General features: G+C 58.0%; 22 protein-coding genes and 1 pseudogene. 20 read left to right on the plus strand and 3 right to left on the minus strand.

Annotated features, from left to right (window positions below):
* The first annotated feature begins 75 nt into the window (after positions 1 to 75).
* Positions 76 to 738 (plus strand): MreC domain-containing protein, encoded by a 663-nt coding sequence (locus tag CO657_RS28645; RefSeq protein ID WP_082366422.1) that lies wholly within the window; start codon positions 76 to 78, stop codon positions 736 to 738.
* 124 nt (positions 739 to 862) lie between these two features.
* A complete protein-coding gene (locus CO657_RS28650; protein WP_054186256.1) occupies positions 863 to 1,417 on the plus strand; it encodes a hypothetical protein in 555 nt (184 codons plus the stop codon).
* Between the two features lie 137 nt (positions 1,418 to 1,554).
* On the opposite strand, the gene CO657_RS28655 is transcribed toward CO657_RS28650, so the two are convergent.
* Positions 1,555 to 2,022 (minus strand): Lrp/AsnC family transcriptional regulator, encoded by a 468-nt coding sequence (locus CO657_RS28655; RefSeq protein WP_054186255.1) that lies wholly within the window; start codon positions 2,020 to 2,022, stop codon positions 1,555 to 1,557.
* Between the two features lie 233 nt (positions 2,023 to 2,255).
* On the opposite strand from CO657_RS28655, the gene CO657_RS28660 reads away from it, so the two are divergent.
* The 15 genes and pseudogenes from CO657_RS28660 to CO657_RS28730 all read left to right on the plus strand — a co-directional run bounded on the left by CO657_RS28660 (position 2,256) and on the right by CO657_RS28730 (position 15,842).
* Positions 2,256 to 3,320 carry a homoserine dehydrogenase gene (locus CO657_RS28660; protein ID WP_016736152.1) on the plus strand — a complete coding sequence of 355 codons (1,065 nt, stop codon included), beginning with the start codon at positions 2,256 to 2,258 and terminating at the stop codon, positions 3,318 to 3,320.
* Positions 3,317 to 4,726 carry an aldehyde dehydrogenase family protein gene (locus CO657_RS28665; RefSeq protein WP_054186254.1) on the plus strand — a complete coding sequence of 470 codons (1,410 nt, stop codon included), beginning with the start codon at positions 3,317 to 3,319 and terminating at the stop codon, positions 4,724 to 4,726. Before CO657_RS28660 ends, CO657_RS28665 begins: the two co-directional genes overlap by 4 nt.
* A 135-nt stretch (positions 4,727 to 4,861) precedes the next feature.
* On the plus strand, positions 4,862 to 5,641 hold the full coding sequence (locus tag CO657_RS28670) for an ABC transporter ATP-binding protein (protein ID WP_082366421.1): 780 nt from the start codon (positions 4,862 to 4,864) through the stop codon (positions 5,639 to 5,641).
* A 29-nt stretch (positions 5,642 to 5,670) separates the two neighbouring features.
* Entirely contained in the window at positions 5,671 to 6,447 is a 777-nt protein-coding gene (locus CO657_RS28675; protein WP_054186253.1) for a transporter substrate-binding domain-containing protein, read from the plus strand.
* Between the two features lie 104 nt (positions 6,448 to 6,551).
* Positions 6,552 to 7,274 carry an ABC transporter permease gene (locus CO657_RS28680; protein WP_054186252.1) on the plus strand — a complete coding sequence of 241 codons (723 nt, stop codon included), beginning with the start codon at positions 6,552 to 6,554 and terminating at the stop codon, positions 7,272 to 7,274.
* Positions 7,275 to 7,284: 10 nt separating this feature from the next.
* The gene (locus tag CO657_RS28685; RefSeq protein ID WP_029531843.1) at positions 7,285 to 7,974 is read left to right on the plus strand and encodes an ABC transporter permease; all 690 of its coding nucleotides are present in this window, start codon (positions 7,285 to 7,287) and stop codon (positions 7,972 to 7,974) included.
* Positions 7,975 to 8,006: 32 nt separating this feature from the next.
* Positions 8,007 to 8,884, plus strand: a pseudogene (gene dapA / locus CO657_RS28690) (4-hydroxy-tetrahydrodipicolinate synthase).
* 109 nt (positions 8,885 to 8,993) lie between these two features.
* Positions 8,994 to 10,265: a trans-sulfuration enzyme family protein gene (locus CO657_RS28695; protein ID WP_054186251.1), complete on the plus strand. Its 1,272-nt coding sequence runs from the start codon at positions 8,994 to 8,996 to the stop codon at positions 10,263 to 10,265.
* Between the two features lie 23 nt (positions 10,266 to 10,288).
* Complete coding sequence (locus tag CO657_RS28700; protein WP_054186250.1) at positions 10,289 to 11,698, plus strand: aspartate ammonia-lyase; 1,410 nt, start codon at positions 10,289 to 10,291, stop codon at positions 11,696 to 11,698.
* Positions 11,699 to 11,711: 13 nt separating this feature from the next.
* Positions 11,712 to 12,506, plus strand: a complete 795-nt coding sequence (locus CO657_RS28705) for a phosphotransferase (RefSeq protein WP_054186249.1) — start codon at positions 11,712 to 11,714, stop codon at positions 12,504 to 12,506.
* Positions 12,503 to 12,946, plus strand: a complete 444-nt coding sequence (locus tag CO657_RS28710; protein WP_054186248.1) for an Lrp/AsnC family transcriptional regulator — start codon at positions 12,503 to 12,505, stop codon at positions 12,944 to 12,946. Before CO657_RS28705 ends, CO657_RS28710 begins: the two co-directional genes overlap by 4 nt.
* Positions 12,947 to 13,264: 318 nt before the next feature.
* Positions 13,265 to 13,594, plus strand: coding sequence for a hypothetical protein (locus CO657_RS28715; protein ID WP_054186247.1), 330 nt, complete (start codon positions 13,265 to 13,267; stop codon positions 13,592 to 13,594).
* On the plus strand, positions 13,595 to 13,855 hold the full coding sequence (locus CO657_RS37645) for an NmrA family NAD(P)-binding protein (protein WP_054186246.1): 261 nt from the start codon (positions 13,595 to 13,597) through the stop codon (positions 13,853 to 13,855).
* 42 nt (positions 13,856 to 13,897) lie between these two features.
* Positions 13,898 to 15,087 (plus strand): IS3-like element ISRle4 family transposase gene (locus CO657_RS28725; RefSeq protein WP_096772380.1). Its coding sequence is split into 2 segments (ribosomal slippage): positions 13,898 to 14,147 and positions 14,147 to 15,087, totalling 1,191 coding nucleotides; the frame shifts between segments, so codons are not numbered across the junction.
* 50 nt (positions 15,088 to 15,137) lie between these two features.
* A complete protein-coding gene (locus tag CO657_RS28730; protein WP_054186321.1) occupies positions 15,138 to 15,842 on the plus strand; it encodes a Rossmann-fold NAD(P)-binding domain-containing protein in 705 nt (234 codons plus the stop codon).
* 703 nt (positions 15,843 to 16,545) lie between these two features.
* Here CO657_RS28730 and CO657_RS28735 read toward each other — a convergent pair.
* Positions 16,546 to 17,205, minus strand: a complete 660-nt coding sequence (locus CO657_RS28735) for a FadR/GntR family transcriptional regulator (RefSeq protein ID WP_054186322.1) — start codon at positions 17,203 to 17,205, stop codon at positions 16,546 to 16,548.
* A 188-nt stretch (positions 17,206 to 17,393) separates the two neighbouring features.
* Complete coding sequence (locus tag CO657_RS28740) at positions 17,394 to 18,374, minus strand: substrate-binding domain-containing protein (RefSeq protein WP_054186323.1); 981 nt, start codon at positions 18,372 to 18,374, stop codon at positions 17,394 to 17,396.
* A gap of 125 nt (positions 18,375 to 18,499) precedes the next feature.
* On the opposite strand from CO657_RS28740, the gene CO657_RS28745 reads away from it, so the two are divergent.
* Genes CO657_RS28745 through CO657_RS28755 form a run of 3 tightly spaced genes read left to right on the plus strand, consistent with a single transcriptional unit; the run spans position 18,500 to position 22,300 of the window.
* On the plus strand, positions 18,500 to 19,711 hold the full coding sequence (locus CO657_RS28745) for a serine hydrolase domain-containing protein (RefSeq protein ID WP_280950523.1): 1,212 nt from the start codon (positions 18,500 to 18,502) through the stop codon (positions 19,709 to 19,711).
* Positions 19,704 to 21,308, plus strand: a complete 1,605-nt coding sequence (locus tag CO657_RS28750) for a sugar ABC transporter ATP-binding protein (protein WP_197283937.1) — start codon at positions 19,704 to 19,706, stop codon at positions 21,306 to 21,308. The genes CO657_RS28745 and CO657_RS28750 overlap by 8 nt, the downstream gene beginning before the upstream one ends.
* Positions 21,305 to 22,300: an ABC transporter permease gene (locus CO657_RS28755; RefSeq protein ID WP_054186326.1), complete on the plus strand. Its 996-nt coding sequence runs from the start codon at positions 21,305 to 21,307 to the stop codon at positions 22,298 to 22,300. The genes CO657_RS28750 and CO657_RS28755 overlap by 4 nt, the downstream gene beginning before the upstream one ends.
* The last annotated feature ends 135 nt before the right edge of the window (positions 22,301 to 22,435 follow it).

Genomic DNA, 22,435 nt, shown 5'->3' on the forward strand with positions numbered 1-22,435 from the left:
GCTCACCGCGTTGGGGGAAGGTTCACATGGCTCAATTCTCAATGGAAATTATGCGCCTAACCGGCTCAGTTCTGCGTGGAAACCAACACCGTTGAGTACAAAAGCGGCAGGCGAAAACTCGATACCAGGTCGAACTCGATCTGGGGCAACGTGAACCTAAAGTCCGTCGCTCGCGACCTAGACGAAGAGGCAATGCCGTTTCTGTCGGATAGCTCTCAGAGTGGCAAATCCGACAGCGAAATTTCTCTACCAAAACCAGATCAGGTTGAGTCGTTGTTGACACCGCCTCTTGAGCCGTCGACAACTGCATCAAATACACAGGAGATAAGCATGGCCGACGAGACTGATACTGCAACCGGTGCCGATGTGCCGGCCGTTGTCGAAACGCCAGTTACGTCGAAGAAACAGCGCAAACCCAGGGCCAAGAAAGCCGCGGCACTCGAGACCGCGTCAGCTGACACTACGGCAGGGCCAGCAGCTGGTCTGGCCGGCGCCGGTGGTGTGAAGAGGAGAGGGCGCAAGACAAAGGTGGTCGAAGCTGCCGCGAGTGCCAAACGCGCACCTGTGCGCCGCGCTCCAAAGGCTGTGCAGCCGGCGCCTGCCGCGCCGATGACAGCGATAGACGAGATGGCAGACCTTTTGCAGTTGGAAGAGGAAAATCAGCGGCTGCGCAAGCTTCTGGCTGAAAAACTTCGCGCTGAAAATGCCGATCTGCGCAAACGGCTGAAGCTCGATTGATATAAGCAGCCGGTCAACCGCCGGCCGCATTTCCATGCAAGAGATACAATTTGGCAACGGTGAATGCTGTTGCCGGAACTGAAACTTGCAGCCTGCTTGCGGGATAAAACGCGAGGTCAGATAGATGGCATCTCCCTGGAAATTTCTTGCCCGACTGGTCTCACCGGGACGCGAACAAAAGCGAAAAAGCGACTCGACCGAGAAGGTTTCGGCGGAGGCGTTGCCTAGTTCTGGTCCGACTGAAACGCCTGCCGAGGACAGCCTGAATAGCGATGGTCGGCCGGCAGGCGCGGAGCTACCTCGTCACGGTCAACCCGGTGCAATTTCCATCGAGCCTGTGCATTCCGAAGAAGCCGAAAGCGATGTCCAGGACAAGGTCGACGGCGAAGTCGCCGAAATCGTGGAGGTCGCTGATCCCACTATATCCGGTGGTACCGGTTTCGACGTCACCGCTGTGAATGATGCCGCTAGAATCAAGCGAACTGCCGAGGTCGCACCGCGCGAGCAAAGGCGCCGCAGCAAGGAAGCGGTGGCGATTGCGAACGATCCCCAATTTATCCAAACTGCAAACGGGATGAGCCTCGATGACGAGATCAGGATGCTCAGGGATCAGCTGGCCAGAAAGCTAACGTTGCAAAACGCGCAGTTGAGAAAAATGCTAGAGCGGTTTGAACGGTGAGCGTGGCGCGCTGCCTACCCTTTAAGCTTGTTGCAGGCGAACAATCTCAGATTTGAATAGGGCGTCACCAGTTCGAGTCCTTTCAAGGCGAGCCAATTCGCCGCGTTCAACCATGTAGCCGCGCCCGTTCGTCTGAACTATTCTGAAACCGGAACGAACATGCCGAGCTTAAGGTCCTTCAGGACAACATTGGTATGAATGCGCTTGATCTGGGGATTCTCGGACATCAGATTGGCCGTGAGCTCGTCATAGTGCTCGACACTGCGCGCGGTGATGATGGCAACCAAGTCGACCGCGCCGGTCACATAGTAGACCTGTTGGATATGCTCCTGCTTGGCCAGCCAGACCCGGAACTTGGATAGTGCGTCGTAGTTCTCGCGTTCGATCTCCATGCCTGCGATGAATGTCATGGGATTACCGACAGCCTTGCGGTCGACAAGTGCAATCTCGGCGGTGATGATGCCGCAATCACGCAACCGCTTGAGGCGCCGCTGCACCGCTGACGCGGAGAGTCCCATAAGGTCGCCGATCGCCTCAGCCTTTATCTGGCAATCGAGCTGGATGATGCCGAGAATTTTGCGGTCATAAGAGTCAATTGGTTCCATGGTGTCATTCCTTCGCCCTGGTTCGGACGCATCATATGCATAGTTTGCGCGGCGAAGCCGCAGAATCCCGGCGATCTATGCGGCCATTATTTCCAATCTGCCTATTTCGGATGGATGCTGCGCAATTGTGGCCGGCGCAGTGCAGACCGGCCAATCTTTTGGTCGTTCTGCGGGCTTCCGGCTGACTCTCTGCGCCTTCATGCTGTTCCCATCACTCAAGATGAGGAACCGACATGGTACAATACAACATCGCGCTTATCGGGTTTGGTGGAGTCAACCGGGCTCTTGCCCAGCTCGTCGCCGAGCGGAACGAGCAATGGCAGGCGGAGCTTGGCTTTCGGCTCAACATCGTTGCCGTCACCGACCTCGATCTCGGTTCGGTTGTCTCGGCTAACGGTATCGATGCGCGCATGCTCGTCGAGACGAAATTCGAAAGAGGCGGCTTCGCCAAGCTGTCTGGCGGATCAGCCGAGGCCGACAATGAGAAGGTCATCCGGCACGCACCTGCCGACATCATTGCGGAAGCCACCTTCACTAACCCCGATGATGGTGAACCGGCCGTTTCCCATTGCCGCTGGGCGCTTGAGAGCGGCAAGCACGTCGTGACAACGAACAAGGGGCCGGCTGCGCTTGCGGCGGCCGAACTGAAAATGCTCGCTCGGCGCCACCATGTCGCTTTCGAATACGAAGGAGCGGTGATGAGCGGAACACCGGTCATCCGCATGGCGAAAACCACACTTGCCGGCGCGTGCCTCACTGGTTTCGAAGGTATCCTCAACGGCACCTCGAATTACGTTTTGGGTCGCATGGAGGCGGGGCTTGGCTTTTCCGCAGCTGTGAGCGAGGCGCAGGCGATGGGTTATGCCGAGGCCGATCCGACTGCAGACGTCGAGGGTTACGATGTGCGGCTCAAGGTGGTCATCCTGGCGAATGAACTGCTGGGTGGCGCGCTCAAGCCGGCCGATGTGTCCTGCAAGGGAATCTCGTCGCTTACCGCATCCGATATCGAGGCCGCCGCTAAGGACGGCTGCCGCTGGAAGTTGATCGGCTCAGCCTACCGCAATGAGAACGGCCGGATCGAAGCCTCCGTGGCACCGCGCCGCCTCGCCCTCGACCATCCGCTCGCAGGGGTAAGTGGGGCCACCAATGCGATTTCATTCCGGACCGATTTGCTTGGCGCCGTTACCGTTACCGGTCCGGGAGCCGGGCGCGTCGAGACGGCCTATGCGCTTCTCTCGGATATTATCGCCATCCACCGTGCCGAACCGGCCTACACGACGAAGGAAGCCGCAGAATGACCGCAGCGAAGCCCCTGATCGCTCAGCGTGAGGACGGGATCGACGTTCTGAACCCCTATGACGGCTCGCTTGTCGGGCGCGTAATGGTGAGCGACCCCGACGATGTCGACGCACTTCTAACCCGCGCGAGACAGGGAACGGCGCTGTCGCGCGCACTGCCCCGGCATCGCAGGGCGGCCATTCTGGAAAAGGCTGCAAGGCTAGTCGACGAGCAAAGCGAGGACTTCGCCCGCACCATTGTCCGCGAGGCGGGCAAGACGATCGTACAGGCACGTAAGGAGACGTTGCGCTGCGTCAATACACTGAAGCTCTCTGCGGAGGAGGCCAAGCGCAATGCCGGAGAGATCGTTCCGTTCGATGCCTACGCGGGCTCGGAGGCGCGTCAGGGTTGGTTTACCAGGGAACCACTCGGGATCATCGCCGCCATCACGCCGTACAACGACCCCCTGAACCTCGTCGCGCACAAACTCGGCCCCGCGATTGCCGGGGGCAATGCGGTTCTTTTGAAGCCTTCCGAGCTTGCGCCGTTTTCGGCACTCAAGCTGGTCGAGACATTGATTAAAGCAGGCCTGCCGGAAGCAATCGTCACCGTGGCAATCGGTGGTGCGGAGCTAGGGCGCGCAATCGTTTCGGCCCGGGATGTTCGGATGGTGTCGTTTACCGGTGGGTTTGCGACAGGGGAGGCGATCTCCCGGTCCGCCGGCTTGAAGAAACTTGCCATGGATCTCGGCGGCAACGCGCCGGTCATCGTGATGGCAGACTGCAATATCGGCAAGGCGGTAGAGGGATGCGTTTCCGGAGGCTACTGGGCGGCTGGCCAAAACTGCATCGGCACACAACGCATCCTCGTTCAGGCCGCCTGCTATGACCGCTTTCGTGACGCCTTCGTGGCCGGAACCGCAAGGGTTGTCGCCGGCGATCCGAGTTCTGAGGGGACGGACGTCGGGCCGATGATTTCGGAGGCTGCGGCCGAGCGGGCGGAGGTTGCTGTCGATGAGGCGATCAGTGGCGGTGCGCGGCTTCTTTGCGGGCACCAGCGCAAGCGCGCAATCTACAGTCCGACAGTCCTCGAGAGTGTTCCGCATGACGGCCGGCTCTGGCGGGAGGAAATCTTTGCGCCGGTGGTTATGCTCGAACGTTTCGAGACGCTTAGGGACGCGATCCGTCTGGCCAACGAGCCCGACTACAGCCTGCACGCGGGAATTTTCACGGACAATCTCGCTGACGCGCTGGAGGCGGCTGCCGGCATAGAAGCCGGCGGAGTCATGATCAACGACTCCTCGGACTATCGCTTCGACGCCATGCCCTTCGGAGGCTTCAAGCATGGCAGCATGGGACGCGAGGGCGTGCGTTTTGCCTACGAGGATATGACGCAGCCGAAAGTAATCTGCATCAACCGCGCCTGACGCGCGGAGACTCTGCAAAAAATCTCGCAATCGGGCAGGCTAAACTCTCAAATGAGACCAACTGCGCGGCCAAGCTGTGCGGGTTAGCGATAAGCTAAGGGAAAACAAGTCGCTCAGACGTGGGGAACGAAGTGAATGATGACCGATGATTCCTACGCGCTACGCGTGGATGACGTGCATAAGAGCTACGGCTCCCATGAAGTGCTGAAGGGAATTTCCCTTGCAGCGAGAAAGGGCGATGTGATCTCGCTGATCGGTTCCTCCGGTTCTGGCAAGAGCACATTTCTGCGCTGCATTAACTTTCTGGAGATTCCCGATCGCGGCCGCTTCGTCATCAATGGTGAGGAAGTGCTGATGAAGGCCGAAAGGGAGGGCAAGGTCCATCCCGCCAACTGGCGGCAGGTGGAGCGCATTCGCGCCGGCCTAGGCATGGTATTTCAAAGTTTCAACCTCTGGGCCCACATGACCGTGCTGGAGAATGTGATCGAAGCGCCAGTGCATGTCCTGGGCACCAGTCGCAGGGAAGCCATAGAGAAGGCGGAGGCCCTACTGCACAAGGTAGGCCTTTACGAAAAGCGCGACGCCTATCCGGCTTTCCTGTCAGGCGGCCAGCAGCAGCGCGCTTCCATCGCGCGAGCGCTCTGTATCGAGCCCTCGGTGATGCTGTTCGACGAACCGACATCGGCGCTTGATCCCGAACTTGTCGGGGAGGTGCTCAAGGTTATCCGCAATCTGGCCGAAGAGGGCCGCACGATGCTGCTGGTCACGCATGAGATGAAATTTGCCCGCGACGTTTCGAATCACGTGATGTTCCTCCATCGCGGCCGCGTGGAGGAAGAGGGCACGCCAGAACAGATTTTCGGCAATCCGTCTAGCGAGCGTTGCCGTGAGTTCACCAGTGCATCGCGTCACTAACGCTACACGCTTCAATATAAAAAAGGGGAATGAACGTGAAAACTGCAATCTATCTCGCTGCCGGAGCTGCGCTCCTTGTCTCTGCCGTGGCCGCACATGCTGAGGTTCGCTTCGGCATCATGAATGAAGCCTATCCGCCGTTCTTTGCCAAGGACGCAAGCGGCAAATGGGTCGGCTGGGAAGTCGATATGATGAATGCCGTCTGCGCCGAGATGAAGGAGAGCTGCTCCATCGTCGACATGTCCTGGGATGGCCTAATTCCCGGTCTTCAATCCAAGAAGTTCGACGTCATCTGGTCATCGATGTCAATCACCGACGAACGCGAGAAGACCATCGCATTCACGGACAAATATTACAATACGCCAAGCAAGCTGATCGGCGCCGAAGGTGCCAAGCCTGGTACGACTGTCGCCGATGTTAGCGGCAAGACGATCGGCATACAGGTCTCTACGATCCAGTCGGATTACTATAAGAAGTACTATGCGGGCGCGGCATCCGAGAAGACCTACGCCACGCTCGACGAGGCATTCCAGGATCTTGCTGTCGGCCGCATCGACTATGTTTTCGGCGATTCCATTCCGCTGATGGCGTTCATCCATTCCGACTTCGGCAAAGGCTGCTGCTCCGACATGGGTAACGTCAAAGACGATCCGGCTATTCTTGGACGGGGGATCGGTGGTGGCTTGCGCAAGGAAGATACGGAACTCCTCGCCAAGCTGAACTCAGCCATCGCCGCTGTTAGGGCTAGTGGAAAATACGCCGAGATCTCCAAGAAGTATTTCGACTTCGACCCCTACGGCGAGTGATCGCGATGAGGCGGGAGCCACCGCAGCCTCCCGCCTCATCCATCCCTCAAGATCCTAATGTCGAGTCGACGCGGCCTTGATGGGTCGCTCAGGAGCATTTCTCCATGCAGACAAATCCATCCATCGTGGAACTGCTTTCCCCCTATCCGCCAGGATGGGGCGGGGCGCTGCTTTCAGGCGCGCTATCAACCATCCTGATCTCACTGGGTGCCTATTTCCTTGGCATTGTCATCGGGCTCGCAGGTTCGGCCGGAAAGCTCAAAGGCGGCCGTGCCATCCTCGTGATTTTGGACTTCTATACAACCGCCATGCGCGCCGTGCCGGAGCTGATCTTGATCATCGGCCTCTATTATGCGGGCACCGATGGCATCAACAGACTGCTTTCGGCGCTGGGCTTCCCGCCGGTCGAGATCAATGGGTTCCTTGCCGCCGTCGCGGTGCTAGGGATCGTGCAGGGCGCTTATATGACGGAAGTGCTGCGCGGCGCTATTCTCGCAATCCCCGTCGGTCAGATCGAGGCTGCCAGTGCTTTCGGTATGGGGCCCTGGCTCCGGTTCCGGCGCATCGTGCTACCGGCGCTGATGCCGAATGCCTTGCCGGGCCTAACCAATCTGTGGATGTCGGTGACAAAGGACAGCGCACTGATTGCCGTCGTAGGTTACCAGGAACTGGCACTCGCCACGCGGCTCGCCGCCGGCAACACCAAGCACTATTTCCTGTTCTTTTTTGCTGCCGCCGTCATCTACCTGATGATCACCATCTTCTCCAATGTCGTGTTCGGCAGTCTTGAGGCCTATTTCCGGCGCGGACAGCCGAAAGCAGCTTGAGGAGCGAATGATGGATTTTTCGTGGATTTTCAACTACTGGCCGCTGATCGTCGCTGGTGCGATCCAGACCTTGCTCCTACTCGTCATTTCAGTGGTCTTCGGCTTCATCCTGGCGATCGGTCTTGCGCTCGCGCAAGTGAATGGCCCCGTGTGGTTGCGGGGCTGTGCAAAGGCTTATTGCACCAGTTTTCGCGGTACGCCGCTACTGATTCAGCTTTGGCTGCTCTACTACGGTGTCGGATCGCTGCTGCCAATGATTCCCGGTCTGCGCACCAGCTTTCTCTGGCCAATCGTGCGCGAAGGCTTCTTCTTCGCCGCGGTCAGCTTCACGCTCAATTATGCGGCTTATGAAGCCGAGGTGCTGCGCGGCGCGCTGCTTGCCGTGCCGAAAGGTGAACTGGAGGCGGGACGCGCCTTCGGCATGAGCCGCTGGACGCTTCTGCGCCGCATCTGGCTGCCGCGGGCGATCCGCATCGCACTACCGACCATCGGGGGTGAAGTGGTGCTGCAGCTGAAAGCGACACCGCTTGCTTTCACAGTCACGGTGATGGATCTCTACGCGGTCGCCTACAAGGTCAGACAGGACACGTTGCTCGTCTACGAGCCCCTGATCATCGTCACCGTTTTCTATGTCTGTCTCACCCTCGTCATCACGCGCGCATTCCGCCTCGTCGAATTGCAAGTGCCGATACGACGCTAAGGGTAACCCCCGTAATTTTTCTGGAGATTGCAATGTTCAAAGGATCAATCACGGCGCTGGTCACGCCCTTTCTCGACACAAAGGTCGACGAAGAGGCCTTCCGAGTGCTGGTGGAATGGCAGATTGCAGAAGGCAGTCATGGTCTTGTCCCCTGCGGAACGACTGGAGAGAGCCCGACCCTCTCACATGCCGAACATAAACGCCTGGTCGAGTTGACCGTCGAGGCGGCAGGCGGCCGAGTTCCGGAGATAGCAGGCGCGGGATCCAACAGCACGGAGGAAGCGATCGATTTTTGCCGCCACGCGGAGCAGGCCGGCGCCGACGCACTGCTCATCGTGGCGCCCTACTATAACAAGCCGACGCAGGAGGGTCTCTACCAGCACCTCAGGGCCATAGACGCGGCCGTCTCCCTGCCGATTGTCGTCTACAATATTCCGCCGCGCAGCGTCGTTGACATTTCCGTCGATACGCTTGCTCGCTTAAGGCGTGATTGCCGCAACGTTATTGGCGTCAAGGACGCCACCGCCAATCCGATGCGCCCGTCTCTGGAGCGCATGGCCTGTGGCCGCGATTCCAACCTGCTGTCCGGGGAGGACGGCACGGCGCTCGGCTACATGGCGCATGGCGGTCATGGCTGTATTTCCGTCACGGCAAATGTCGCTCCACGCCTATATGCTGAATTCCAGGCTGCATGCCTTGTCGGCGATTTCTACCGTGCGCTCGAACTCCAGGATTTGTTGATGCCGCTCCACCGGGCACTTTTCCTGGAAACCAATCCGGCAGGCCCGAAATATGCGCTCTGGCGTCTGGGACGGATGCGGCGCGACGTCCGACTGCCTCTGGTGACCGTTTCGCCTGCATCGAAGCTGAAATCGATCAGGCGATGTATCACGCCGGCCTTACGGCCTGACAGGCTCGATCGCCCCGCAATTTGACCCTTCTCCGCCAGATTTCTGCGTCGATTACGCGGAACGGCACCATGTCTTTAGAATTCTGATGAACCAAATGCAGAGGACCCCATGACCGCAGCCAACCTCTCACATCTTCCGGTCCAAGACTCCGACGTCAGCAGAAGGACTCCCGTGGCTAGCCAAGGTCTGAGCCGCGACACTCTGGCACTCAGCGGCGGGCTCCTGGTCGATCCCGCGACCAAAGCGATCGCGCCGAATATCTCCATGTCCGTCAACAACGTGCTGATGCCGGGCGAAGGCTCCTTTTCGGCGGATGGGGTGGATGACCTCACGGCGCTTCCCTTTCTCTATGCGCGCTGGACCAATCCCACTGTCCGTCAGCTGGAACAGCGGATAGCCGCGCTCGAGGGCGCCGACGATGCGGTGGCCACATCGACCGGCGTCGCTGCGATCGGCGCCACATTCCTGACGTTCCTTAAGACCGGGGATCATCTGATCATCAGCGATGTCTGCTATGCCGGCGCCAACGAACTCGCGCGGCGAATATTGCCGGACTACGGCATCGAGGTGACCCCGGTAAACATGTCCAGGCCGCACGAGGTAGCGGCCGCCTTCAGGCCCAACACAAAGTTGGTCCATTGCGAAAGTCCCTGCAATCCGATCCTGCGTCTCACCGATCTTTCTGCCGTTGCTGGACTTGTTCGCAGCCACGGTGCGTTGATGTCGGTCGACTCGACACTGGCCACGCCCGTCGCCACACAGCCACTATCGTTCGGCGCAGACCTCGTCATTCATTCGCTGACCAAGTTCATCAATGGCCACGGCGATGCGCTCGGCGGCGTTGTCTGCGGGCGCAAGGATCTCGTGGAGAAGATCCGCTCGCGCGCTGGTGTCTATCTCGGGGCGTCGATGCCTGCCATGAATGCCTGGCTGATCATGCGTGGCATCGACACGCTATTTCCCCGCCTGCGAACAATCTCTGCGACAGCTACAAAGGTGGCGGCCTTTCTGGAAGATCATCCGGCTGTAACGGCCGTTACCTATCCGGGCCTAGCCTCTCACCCCCAGCACGATCTGGCGAAACGGCAGATGGAGGTATTCGGCGGCATCGTGACCTTCCAGGTAAAGGAGCCAGGCAGAATGGCTTTGCAGCTTGCCGAGCGCCTCAAGGTGGCCCATTACGCCTTTTCGCTCGGCCACCAGCGCTCGATCGTGGTGCTGCTCGATACCGACGAGATGATGTCCACGACCTATCAGCTCGCCACCGAGCAGCTCGAGGACTATCGACGCTTTGCCGGCGACGGCGTGTTCCGCCTTTCCGTGGGGCTAGAGGCGCCGGGCGATCTGATCGGCGATCTCGATCAGGCCCTTGCGGGCTGAATGGCGGCGCAAGGGAGGAATCTATGGCAAAATTGCGCGTTGAGACCGATCTTCTGGGGCAGCGGCAATTGCCGGCCGATGCATTGATAGGGATCCATACGCTGCGGGCGGCGGAAAATTTCGACGTCTCGGGCATCACACTCCAGGACTTTCCGGCATTTGTGCAGTCCCTGGCGATGGTGAAGAAAGCGGCGGCCGCGACCAATCTGGAGCTCGGGTTGATCGAGCCCATTATAGCCCAGGCAATCGGCCGGGCTTGCGACAGGCTGATCGGCGGCGAGATCCTGGTGCCGCATTTTCCTGTCGACATGATGCAGGGCGGCGCGGGAACCTCGACCAACATGAATGTCAACGAGGTGATTGCCAATTTGGCGCTCCTTGAATTTGGCCAGCAGGCCGGCAAGTACGACACGGTCAATCCTAACGACCATGTAAACCTCTCTCAGTCGACCAACGACGTCTACCCGACGGCGATCCGCCTAACCGTGCTGCGGGAGGCAGAAACACTGCTTGGTACGCTGCGTGCTCTCGTCGCCGCCTTTCGCCGAAAGGGCGCTGCTTTTGCGGACATCGTCAAGGTCGGCAGGACGCAGCTTCAGGACGCTGTGCCAATGTCTCTTGGTCAGGAGTTCGAAGCTTTCGCCGAAACGCTGGAGGAGGATGTTGCCCAAATCCTCGGCGCAGCCGAATTGATGCGAGAGGTCAATCTCGGCGGCACGGCGATCGGCACCGGCTTGAACGCACCAGCGGGTTTTTCCGCTGCCGCCTGCGCGCACCTATCTGAAATTTCCGGCATCATGGTCCGTCCTGCGCGCAACCTCGTTGAGGCCACGTCGGATACAGGCGCTTTCGTCTCGATCTCGGGTACGCTCAAGCGTATGTCAGTAAAGCTGTCGAAGGTGTGCAACGACCTTCGCCTCCTGTCGAGTGGCCCGCGCGCGGGGTTTGGCGAAATTCGTCTTCCGGCTATGCAGGCAGGTTCGTCCATCATGCCGGGCAAGGTCAATCCGGTGATCCCGGAGATGATGAACCAGATCGGCTTTCAGGTGATCGGCAATGATCTGACGGTCACGCTCGCTGCCGGTGCCGGCCAGCTCCAATTGAACGCGATGGAACCTGTGATCGTGCTCAATCTGCTGCAATCCATGCAATTGCTGGCGAAAGGCATGGATACGCTTCGAACACGCTGCATCGACAATATCGAGGCGGATGCGGAACGCTGCCGAACGCTTCACAATGGCTCTCTTGTTCTCGCTGCCTCACTCAACCCTTTCGTCGGCTATGCCAGGGCTGCGACGCTCGCGCGCAATGCGCTCGCAGAGGGGATCGGATTGCGCGAGGCGGTCGAGCGCGATGGCGTTCTCACCCCTGAACAGATCGATGCGATCTTCGGCACGAGCACGCTCAGGGTTCTCGGCACGGTGCAAGGCTGACGGGGAGGGCGCCATGGCAGTTTTTACGGACCTTTCGGAAATCGATTGTGCGCGGATCGCGACGACCTATCGACTTGGCCGATTGACATCGGTGATCGGCATTGCCGATGGCGATGCCGAAACCACCTTCCTTTTCCGTGCTGACCGCGGCGAGTTCATCGTGACGGTGTTCGAAGGTGCCCCCGACCCGTGTGATCTCGAGCGTGCCTTCCGCACGATGGAGACGCTCGCGGCCGCTGGCGTTCCTTGTCCGGCGACCTTCCGTACTGACGCTGGCGCTGCGACGATGACGTTATCAGGCAAACTGGTGGCGGTCGTCGGCTTTGTGCCGGGCTCCCGGCCAAGCGAGCTAACGTCAGCAAAAAGCCGCGCGCTCGGAAACTGCACTGCACGCATTCACCGAACGCTGGCGGCTTCCGTGGCCGGCAGCCGGCGCGGCCTGCCAAAGGGGGCAGTGCATGGTGCTCTCAATCGCGACAATGTCTTCTTCCTCGGCGAGGAAGTCAGCGGCGTGATCAATTTCCGCCTGCGTCATGATGACCTTCTGATCGCGGAGCTGGCGCAAGTACTACTGCATTGGACCGCCCGCGCGGACGGAACGCTCGATGGTGGGCTCGCGGGCGCATTGCTCGCCGGATATGAAGACGTTCGCTCTCTGAGTGAGAACGAACGTCAGGCTCTGCCGGCCTTCGTCATGGCCGCGACCGCAACCTCACTTGCGCAGGATGACAGGATTGCCGATCTAGAAGCTTCGGCACATCGGGCATTCGCCTCCGCCATGGCTTTTGCCAAGGGGACGCAATCATGAAGCGCGTTCTCGACCGGTCTGATGAGCGCATTCTCGCGGAGTTGACCCGCAATAGCCGCATCCCGTATTCCGAACTGGCCGAGAAAATCAGCCTGTCGCGCAACGCCGTGCGCCAGCGCATCGAGCGGCTAGAGCGCGATGGCCTCATCCAGGGCTACACGATCGTCGCGGGCGAGGGAAAGCCACGCGCCTCGAACATTGCAGCGATGATCTTCATCTATCGCCACGATCGCATGCGCGGTGGTGACGTCATCCAGGCGCTGAAGCGCGTGCCGGAAGTCGTCTCCTGCGACGTTATGAGCGGGGAATTCGACCTTGTCATCCGGGTGGAGGCGAGTGCGGCGGACCGCGTCCGCGAAATCTGGCAGGACGTGTCGGCCTTGCCTGGTGTACGCGACACGCTGACGGCATTCGCGCTGTCTTCGATGATCAAGCGCTGACCAAGGAAAAAGATAGTTTATGAGATGGTCAGAACTCTCAGCGGCGTAAGTCGCGAACGCGTCCGATTCGGCGGGAAGACTAGGTTTTTTCAGCATTATTGAGGACGGCGCCGGTTCAGATCCCATCAAGGCGCTCACAAGAAGGCACAGTGCACCGGTTGTCCGCCGCGGTTATCAGAGGATCGCCAGCATTCGACTTTCGCCGTCAGGCAGTCGCGCTCTCGCTATTGAGGTTGGCTCTCGTCGGCAAAAGATAAATTTAGGGTCTCCTGCAGTTTGCCCAGTGTCGCGTCGTTTCGAAACCGAATTTCCGACACCATGAAACTGACGCTGCTGCCGCCCGAATATGGCGTTACGCCCGTAACCGACAGCCGCAGAAGTTTCCCGCGGCTTTCGGACGTAACGATGTCCCCAGGCAAGATTCCAACGATGGACCGGGCGAGCGCTGCGTTCAGCTTCGAGTTCGCTATCCCATCGCTCAAGCTGTTTCGACATGGCGGAACGGGTCTCGCGCGGCCTGGAATGGAGCTCCTCCCGAAACCTCAGGCGATCCACGACCGAAAGGATTTCTCCCGCGACCTCCTTCTGCATTGCGTAAGCGGCATAGGCAATACCCCCGATAACCCGCGTTATGAGGGGTATTGCTGAATGGCCTTAATGATTTCACATATAGATAAGTGGCTGGGCGCGATGCTGGCTGGTTTTTCTCAATTCCTGGCCATCACAACAGGGAGATGGAGTATGTTTGCGATCGTCGGAGCCGCGGGCAATGTCGGCTACTCAACGTCATCGGCCCTGCGCCGGGCGGGTGTGCCAGTCCGGGCGATCCTACGCGACAGGACAAAAGCAGCGCGGCTGAGCGACATCGGCTGCGAGATTGCCACCGCTGACCTTGCCCCGTTGAAATAATCCATTTTGAAGTAAGCTCTGGCCCATTGAGAGGACCAGGGAATGAAGCGCAATCGTTTCACAGACGAACAGATCATCGGCATTCTGAAGGAGCACGAGGCTGGCACGCCGGTCTCGGAGCTTTGCCGCAAGCACGGCGTCAGCGATGCCAGCATCTATAAATGGAAGGCCAAATTCGGCGGCATGGAGGTATCCGAAGCCAAGCGGCTGAAGACGCTGGAGGACGAGAACACGAAGCTGAAGCGGCTTCTGGCGGATGCCATGCTCGACAATGCCGCTTTGAAAGACCTTTTGGGAAAGAAGTGGTGACGCCCGCGGCCAAGCGGAAAGCTGTCGCGCATCTGATGATCCATCATGAGATGAGCGAACGGCGGGCGTGTAAAGCCATTGGTTTTTGCCGAATGACGATTCGTTACGAGACCAGGCGCGACGATGATCATGAGCTTCGCGAGCGAATGAAGGCGTTGGCGCATGAACGCCGCCGCTTTGGATATCGACGCATTCATGTGCTGCTGAGGCGGGAGGGTCACCTCGTGAACCACAAGAGGCTCTTCCGGCTCTATCGGGAGGAGAAACTGACGGTGCGCAAGCGCGGCGGTCGCAAGCGAGCGATAGGCACGCGAGCGCCGATGCTGGTGCCGATGGTGGCCAATGACCGTTGGTCGCTAGACTTCGTGTCGGATCAGTTCACCGATGGGCGCAGGCTGCGGATTCTGACCGTCGTCGATGATTGCACGAGGGAGTGCCTGGCGCTCGTCGCCGATACATCACTTTCCGGTCTTCGCGTCGCACGGGAGCTTGACCGGATTATCGAGGAGCGCGGCAAGCCGAGGATGATCGTCTCCGACAACGGCAGCGAGTTCACCAGCAACGCGATCCTGCAATGGGCGGACCGGACCAAGGTTGACTGGCATTACATTGCGCCTGGCAAGCCTATCCAGAACGCTTTTATCGAAAGCTTCAACGGGCGGCTGCGAGACGAGTTCTTGAATGAAACTCTGTTCTCGTCGCTCGCTCACGCCCGGTCTGCGCTTTCAAACTGGCGTAGCGATTACAACGATCAACGCCCGCATTCAGGCCTTGGCTGGCTGACACCGGCCGAATTCGCTCAGACACTCAACCCGCGACGTGATGCGGTGCTGCGCAGCCGAAATGGCTCCGCACCGCAACCCGCCGCTACCGAACCAACAACAGCAACCAAAAACCGCTGGAGCGAACGCAAAACTGGATAAAACTTGGGGGCAAGGTCACCGCCGATCTGCAAAATGCCGCCGCTTTAGCCATGGCGATCGGCGATGCTGACGCCGTGCAGATCATCATCCCGGTATCGCCACTGACAAAGGATCCGGCTGATGGTCTCCGGCGATCGATCGAAGGCCTGTTCGAGGCGCTGACCCAGGCACGGCCGAAGCAGGTGCTGGCAATCTCCGATTACGGAGCCCACGTCACCGATGATATTGGGATGCCCAGCATGTTCCGCGACCTTGAGGCGCGGCTCGCCCAACTCAGAACCCAGCTGCTTGTGCTGCGGTCGGCCGAACACATGCACAATTGGGGGCGTGTGATCCCGATGGCCGTCGCTTCCGGCATTTTGCCAACTTTTCAGGACCCAGTCGACATGGCGCAGCCGACGATCTCCGCCCATGACCTCGGCCTGATTGCCGCCGACCTCCTGCTGCGACCCGAGAGCGGCACGGGGGTTCAGGTCATCCATGCTGAGGGACCTCGCAGGTATAGCGCGAATGACGTTGCGGCGGTGTTGAGTCAACTCTCGAGCCGGGTGGTGCGCGCTCGGGCGGTGCCCCGGTCGCAGTGGCAGACGACCTTCGAACGCACTATGCCGTCAAGCCTTGCCAGCCTGCTAATCAAAGCCAACGACGCCAAGAATAAGGGGGGTCTGGTCGAAATTGCGCCGAACGCTGGCGTGGTTCGCTATGGCCATACCTCATTGATCGATGCACTCCGGCCATTTTTCCTGCCCGAATGATGTCAAGGCGAGACCACGAGCCGAGTCAAAAAGAGCACTTTACGCGCGTGCCGAACGGCGTGTTCGGACCTCGGCAGTCCCAGAGACCTTGAAGCTTCCGAGAAAGCCAGGTTTTGCCGATCCTGCCATTTCCGAAATTAGCATCCGCCGACGGTGTTCCGGTTGCGAGGGGCGCAAGTTCCTCTCTTCCACTCGGTGCATCCGTTAGGCGCATGGACACACAATGGAAAGCTGCGAAAAAGCATCGTAGAAAGGCTTGCGAGCGCCACGAGGCGAGCCCGTCTGCCGGAAGAGGACCCCGCCGAGGCGGGGAAGGGTGAGGGGTGATGTTCTAAGCGACCGACATCGATCGTATATTAGGGATCTATGGGAACACGCGCTGTTTGTCATTATAATATTTTAAGGTGTCGATCCTTGTTGTTCCCCAAAATAAAGCGCCCCGTTTTGAGTGGCGATGGCCGCTTGCAGGCAGAACCAGAAAGAACGAGCTCCTGAACATTATGAAGAACAGGACATCGGGCACATGAAACCCAAGCAACCGAATCCTTTGCCGAAACCAGATGTCATTAATCAAAGTGCGTTGCTACGAAGGTCCAGCTGCTTTGGAGTATTAGCAGAACGGTTGTTTGGCGGCGTGGCAAGAATATCTTGATACGCGGGCTGCGGCGTCTGTTGATCAGCTTAATTATCTACTTGCTTGGCGTCAAATGGGAAGATCGAGCTGCGCGGCCTTCAAAATCTCTAGAGTGTTTTTTCTTGCGACCTCTTCGTCTCTGAGTCGGATTGCCTCGAGGAGAGCTTTGTGCGCCTCGAGCGCTTCTACGGGAGCTTTAGAAGATTCGTTAGTGAGTTTGAAGGCAGATCGAAGGGCTGCCTCGATCAGGGATCCTAGTTCCATCAAGACTGGATTTTTGGTGCTTTCGAGAATAGCTTTGTGAAAACGAATATCGGCTTCGACAAGCCTTGTGAGATCCTGGGCCTGCCAACCCGCAACCATGTCATTGTAGCCGCTCTCAATGTTGGCGATGTCGCTGCCGCTCGCCCGCCGAGCCGCTAATTCCGCGGCGGCCGGCTCCACGATAGTACGCACTTCGAACAGTGAGCGAAGAAAATTCGGATCCGGCTTAACATTCGCTGACCATGCGATTATGTCGGGATCGAACTGCTTCCAGTTCTCGGCCCCCATAACGCGTGTTCCGATGCGGGGTTTTACTACAAGCAAACCCTTATCGACGAGCACCCTCACTGCCTCCCTGAGCGATGAACGACCGACGGCGAGTTCTGCACAAAGAAGGCCCTCCGTGGGCAAAAGTTCGTTCTCGGCATACGTGCCACCGATGATCCGCCGTGCAAGGATCTCCATTACGGAGTTATGAACCCTAGATGACCTAAGCATCCCAAATTCCCAATTTCATCGTCCGAAAGTAGACTCAGGCATCGAGCGTTTTCAATGTGCAGTTGCCGATGCCTGGAGCCAAACTCCTTGGGCTAGCTTACTTGTACATCCGCGCTTTTCGAAACATGCGGAAAAAGAGCCTTGTGCTGTGCAATTTACTTGCAGCCGAGCACTTGCTTCATGCTGTCGAAATTGGACGCATCAATCTTAGTTGGATCGACATAGTAGATGTCCTTCATAGGCGTTGCGTTTTTTATCAGATCATAGAGCGCTTGTATGCCGATCGCTCCATCGTTCGCGCTATCGATCCACATTGTTGCGCGGAAACCACTTGGAGTACCCGATCCGAATGCTTCGCAAGACCGCGATCCGTCAAACCCAACGCCGATCACATCGGCCGCAGGCATCGCTGAGTTCTCAGTTGCTCTTACGGCACCCAAAACTCCATCATCATTACAAGCAAAAAACACCCATTTTTGCGCATCAGGATTGGCTGTCATTGTCGTAGACACCGCATCGATCGCGCTCACCATGCTGTTGTCATACGGAATTGATATCACCTTCTCTTTGAGTTCCGGATAGGCTGAAAATAAAGCCGCCTGCGCGCCGCGGTTTCGCTGCATGCATGTATCCGCCTTCTGGTCCTCGACGGAGCCAACCTTGACATTAGCAAAATCGCTTTGCCAGCCTTCCGCTCGGATCAATGCGGCGATTTCATCGCCAACGCGCTTGCCCATATCAAACCCATTGATGCCTACGTAAGGGACCACAGAACCGTTATCCGACTTAATGTCGTCGTCCACCGCGATTAGAGGAATGCCAGCAGTTCGCGCCTTCTCTGTCACAACTGGGCCGATTGCGCGATCAGGGGCCACGATTGCGATACCGTCAACGCCATCACCGATATAAGTATCCATCGTAGTAACAGCCAGATTGGAATCGGTCTGCACATCCTGCACCAGCAGCTCGACCCCTATTTCCTTTGCACGTTTCTTGGCGCCTTCGATTTCACGTACAAACCATGGGGCGTCGCCCATCTTGTAAATATAGCCGAGCTTGATGGTTTCGGCGGCGTTTGCCGGTAGTGCCAGACACGGACCGATCAGTAGGCCAATAAGAATTCCGATAAATTTCATTTCTCCCTCCCTCGTCAGACGAGCGATAGCCAGTTGCGCTCGGCTTATAAATCTGATTATTTAATTAATCATCAGATGAATGTCAATATGCACCTGGGATGGGCAAGGCGTGGGTGCAGCGCGCAATGCGGAAGGGGCCTGCTTTGAGTGACACAGCAAACATATCGTCGATACAGAAGAGCCGTAAGGCGAGTTCTCAACACTTCACCGCACGTCTGAATGCAGTGTTAGACCGATTTGTGCCCGAACGAATCTTAGGATGCGTTGTTTTGGTCACCCGTTTCGGCGAGACCGTCTACGAATCCGCGCGCGGCTATGCAGACATCGCGACAGCTCGACCTGTGCACTGTGAGACTTTGTTTCGTTATGCGTCGCTCACGAAACTGGTCCTATCGACGGCGTTCTTCGCAATGATGGATCGCGGACAGATCGGTCTGGACGATCCAGTTGCAAAGATCCTGCCAGATTTTCGACCGCGGACTACGGATGGTCGATATCCCCCACTGACATTTCGCCATCTCCTCTCACACTCATCTGGTCTGAGCTACGGCTTCCTGCAGGGCGTCGACGGCCCATACCGCTTGGCGGGCGTTTCCGATGGCATGGACCAACCCGGTTTGACGGCATCAGAAAACCTGCGTCGGCTTGCGGGGCTTCCCCTATTCTTCGAGCCAGGGACTGCGTGGCAGTATTCTCTCGGTTCCGACGTCGTCGGCGCGGCGATGGAAGTGGCGGCGCTTAAGTCTCTGGACAATATCGTCCGTGAACTAATTGCCGAGCCTCTTGGTCTTACCTCGATTCGCTTTTACGCTTCGGAGAGCGACCAACTCGCGACCCCGTATTTCAACGACAGGGATGGTCCGCGCCCGATGTCGGACGAGCAGGCAGTCCACTATGACGCGGGAGATGTCTTATTCACGCCTCGCCGATGCTACGATTGTCTGTCTTATCCGTCAGGAGGATCAGGAATAGTAGGGACTGCGAAAGACTTCTCTAAACTACTTGAAGTGTTGCGCACGGGTGGTCACCCTATACTTTCAGAAACATCAGCCATCACGTTAGCTGCCGACGCCACAGGCGCAATCCCAACATCGGCGCTCGAGCCCGGGTGGCGGTTTACACTCGGCGGCTTTGCGCTGCTAATCGATCCAGTTGCTGACGCGACATACAGCTCCGCAGGAACGTGGCGATGGGGCGGTGTCTATGGGAACCATTGGTTCGTTGACCCGCGAAAAAGCTTGAGCGTCGTTGTCCTAACCAACACCACCCCTGCTGGAATGACCGGCCCTTTCGCAGAGGCAATACGGGAGGCCCTATACTTGGGAGAGTTTGAATGACATTCGGGATCAGAACCGGCAACTCAGTTGGGCAACGCCGATGATATCCGAAACTGGATACTCTAACAACGGTGACGCATCAAAGGTGACCGATTTGCCCGTTGTTGCGGTGAGCAATGTCTCAAAGCGTTTCGGCATAGTTCAGGCGCTCAACGGAGTCAGCGCCAACTTCTATCGAGGTCGGATTACCGCCCTTGTCGGTGAAAACGGTGCCGGCAAATCGACGCTGATGCGCATCATGGAGGGCGAGCACCGACCTGATGATGGCACGATTTATGTTGATGGTCAGGCCGTTTCGATTAGCTCACCACGTGAGGCGCACGCATTAGGGATCAGGGTCATCCACCAGGAGCCGGAAATAATTCCGGAGCTGACGGTCGCTGAAAATATCTTCGTTGGTGATCTGCGTGCCAGGTATGCCGTTCTAATCGATCGAGAAGATCTCGAGCGCCGCGCGCAACAAATGCTAGACGCTTTTGGGGTCGCGGGCGTCCTCAAACCATGCGAAATCTGTCGAGGACTCGGTCCAGCGCAGCGTCAGTTGATCGAAATCATGCGAGCCCTGAGGCCGGGAGCTAGATTGCTCGCCTTCGACGAGCCGACATCGTCACTCACTGAAGAGGAAGCCGTTCGGCTGTTCGCGCTAATTCGCAAGCTCAAATCGGAAGGCGTCTCAATCATATATATTTCGCACAGATTGCGCGAAGTCATGATGATAGCAGATAGCACCATTACTATGCGCGATGGCCGATCCGTCGGCGAAGCCCCGATGCAAGAGCTGGACGAGGCAAAGATGGTTCGGCTTATGGTTGGCCGCCCTATCAGCGATCTTTTCCAACGTCGGAAGCGAGAGCTGGGGCCAGTCCAAGTCGTGCTCGACCGTATGTCAACCGACAAAATAAGCGATATCTCGTTGTCCCTGCGAGCGGGAGAGATTCTCGGCCTCGGCGGCCTTGTAGGCGCCGGCCGCACCGAGGTGGCTCGCGCTATTATGGGTCTTGACACGGTTCGCTCGGGTTCAATGGTCATCGCTGGCAAGCCATACAGCCCCAAAAACCCTGCTGACGCCATCCGAGCCGGTATCGGCCTAGTCCCTGAGGATCGCAGGCAGGAAGCGCTCCTTTTGCTACAGGCCGTGCGAGACAACATTAGCCTAGTTGTTCCTGACAAGGTGTCCCGATGGGGTTTCTTCAGCTGGCGCAAGGAAGCTGAGTTGGTTCACCATCATGTCGAAGGGTTGCGGATAAAAACGCCCTCGATCAATCAGGCAGTCGGTAAGCTCTCCGGTGGCAATCAGCAAAAGGTCGTCTTCGCACGCTGGCAAGCGCGGGGACCGAAGATCCTCATTCTCGACGAGCCAACGAGAGGTATCGACATTGGCGCGAAGGCTGAGATCTATCGCCTCATAGAGTCGCTTGCGGATGAAGGCATGGCCGTTTTGCTGATCTCGTCCGAGATGCCCGAATTGCTGGGGCTATCAGACCGTATTGTCATCCTTCGTAGTGGCAAACTCGCAGGTGAACTCCATGCCGATGTCGCCACCGAAGAACAAATTCTCGATCTCGCCATGCGTACCACCCACAAGAGAGCTCCATGATCATGACCCCCACGGCCGCCTCCACTCAAAACTACTCATTACGTATGTTCGGATCTCGCGTTGGTACACAGAACATCAGTCTCCTAATCGCGTTGATCGCTCTCGTCGTGATCTTCGGATTTATCCGACCGGACGTATTCTTTACGGGTCGTAACTTGATCAATATCGGTTTGGCGGTGACCATCATCGGCATTCTCGCCATGGCGCAAACCATCGTTATCGTGTCCGGCGGACTTGATCTTTCCGTTGGATCGATCGTCGGCCTCGGCACAATGGTGCTCGCTGTCGTGATCCAGGACACAGGCTCCGTTGTGCTTGGGGTCGTGGCGTGTGTTTTCGCTGGCGTTTTCGCTGGCATCTTGAACGGGCTCACGATCGTATATGGACCAGTGAATGCCGTGATTGCAACGTTGGGAACTATGTCGGCTTTCCGCGGATTGGCCTTCCTTCTAAACAACGGCAATTCGGTTGCGATTCAGGCAAATGGTTTGCGATCCCTGGGAACGGGCACGCTCCTCGGGTTGCCGTGCGCTATCTGGCTGCTTCTGATCATCATGGCATTTTTTGTTGTTTTCACACAGAAGACTGTGATCGGCCGCAACTTATACGCAATCGGCGGAAATCCGACGGTAGCTCGGTTGGCGGGGATTGCCATTAGACGCTACCAAGTAGGGATCTATGCGATGAGCGGCCTTTCGGCCGCGATTGCGGCTGTCGTACTCACGAGCCGCACCATGTCCGGTCAACCGTCCTCCGGAAGCCAGGGCCTTGAATTGGAAGCGATCACAGCAGCCGTGTTGGGTGGGTGTGCATTGCAAGGGGGCAAGGGAACAATCGTGGGTGCCATGCTCGGGGTGTTGATCATCGGCGTACTCAACAACGGCATGATCTTGACCAGCGTGCCGACATTTTATCAGTTGTTGGCGAAAGGGGCGCTTCTCGTAGCGGCCGTGGTCATCCAAGAGCGGCAACGTGCTCACGTTGGCGAGTAGACATGGTGCGTCCAGAAAGCAGGCTCTTCGCGGGATCGGCACCTGCCGTGCGGCCAGCAGTCTGACTACCAAACTAGAATCGCATGCGTAGGGCATTTGCATACCGCTCTATGCTGGTGAGACCGTCAGCCCGTA

The sequence above is a fragment of the Rhizobium acidisoli genome (assembly GCF_002531755.2).
GTDB lineage: Bacteria > Pseudomonadota > Alphaproteobacteria > Rhizobiales > Rhizobiaceae > Rhizobium > Rhizobium acidisoli.

Excerpts from the sequence above, each read along its gene's own strand:
- CO657_RS28650 (WP_054186256.1), top strand. The coding sequence starts at position 863 with ATGGCATCTCCCTGGAAATTTCTTGCCCGACTGGTCTCACCGGGACGC.
- CO657_RS28655 (WP_054186255.1), bottom strand. The coding sequence starts at position 2,022 with ATGGAACCAATTGACTCTTATGACCGCAAAATTCTCGGCATCATCCAG.
- CO657_RS28660 (WP_016736152.1), top strand. The coding sequence starts at position 2,256 with ATGGTACAATACAACATCGCGCTTATCGGGTTTGGTGGAGTCAACCGG.
- CO657_RS28665 (WP_054186254.1), top strand. The coding sequence starts at position 3,317 with ATGACCGCAGCGAAGCCCCTGATCGCTCAGCGTGAGGACGGGATCGAC.
- CO657_RS28670 (WP_082366421.1), top strand. The coding sequence starts at position 4,862 with ATGATGACCGATGATTCCTACGCGCTACGCGTGGATGACGTGCATAAG.
- CO657_RS28675 (WP_054186253.1), top strand. The coding sequence starts at position 5,671 with ATGAACGTGAAAACTGCAATCTATCTCGCTGCCGGAGCTGCGCTCCTT.
- CO657_RS28680 (WP_054186252.1), top strand. The coding sequence starts at position 6,552 with ATGCAGACAAATCCATCCATCGTGGAACTGCTTTCCCCCTATCCGCCA.
- CO657_RS28685 (WP_029531843.1), top strand. The coding sequence starts at position 7,285 with ATGGATTTTTCGTGGATTTTCAACTACTGGCCGCTGATCGTCGCTGGT.
- CO657_RS28695 (WP_054186251.1), top strand. The coding sequence starts at position 8,994 with ATGACCGCAGCCAACCTCTCACATCTTCCGGTCCAAGACTCCGACGTC.
- CO657_RS28700 (WP_054186250.1), top strand. The coding sequence starts at position 10,289 with ATGGCAAAATTGCGCGTTGAGACCGATCTTCTGGGGCAGCGGCAATTG.
- CO657_RS28705 (WP_054186249.1), top strand. The coding sequence starts at position 11,712 with ATGGCAGTTTTTACGGACCTTTCGGAAATCGATTGTGCGCGGATCGCG.
- CO657_RS28710 (WP_054186248.1), top strand. The coding sequence starts at position 12,503 with ATGAAGCGCGTTCTCGACCGGTCTGATGAGCGCATTCTCGCGGAGTTG.
- CO657_RS28715 (WP_054186247.1), top strand. The coding sequence starts at position 13,265 with ATGAAACTGACGCTGCTGCCGCCCGAATATGGCGTTACGCCCGTAACC.
- CO657_RS37645 (WP_054186246.1), top strand. The coding sequence starts at position 13,595 with ATGGCCTTAATGATTTCACATATAGATAAGTGGCTGGGCGCGATGCTG.
- CO657_RS28730 (WP_054186321.1), top strand. The coding sequence starts at position 15,138 with ATGGCGATCGGCGATGCTGACGCCGTGCAGATCATCATCCCGGTATCG.
- CO657_RS28735 (WP_054186322.1), bottom strand. The coding sequence starts at position 17,205 with ATGGAGATCCTTGCACGGCGGATCATCGGTGGCACGTATGCCGAGAAC.
- CO657_RS28740 (WP_054186323.1), bottom strand. The coding sequence starts at position 18,374 with ATGAAATTTATCGGAATTCTTATTGGCCTACTGATCGGTCCGTGTCTG.
- CO657_RS28745 (WP_280950523.1), top strand. The coding sequence starts at position 18,500 with ATGCGGAAGGGGCCTGCTTTGAGTGACACAGCAAACATATCGTCGATA.
- CO657_RS28755 (WP_054186326.1), top strand. The coding sequence starts at position 21,305 with ATGATCATGACCCCCACGGCCGCCTCCACTCAAAACTACTCATTACGT.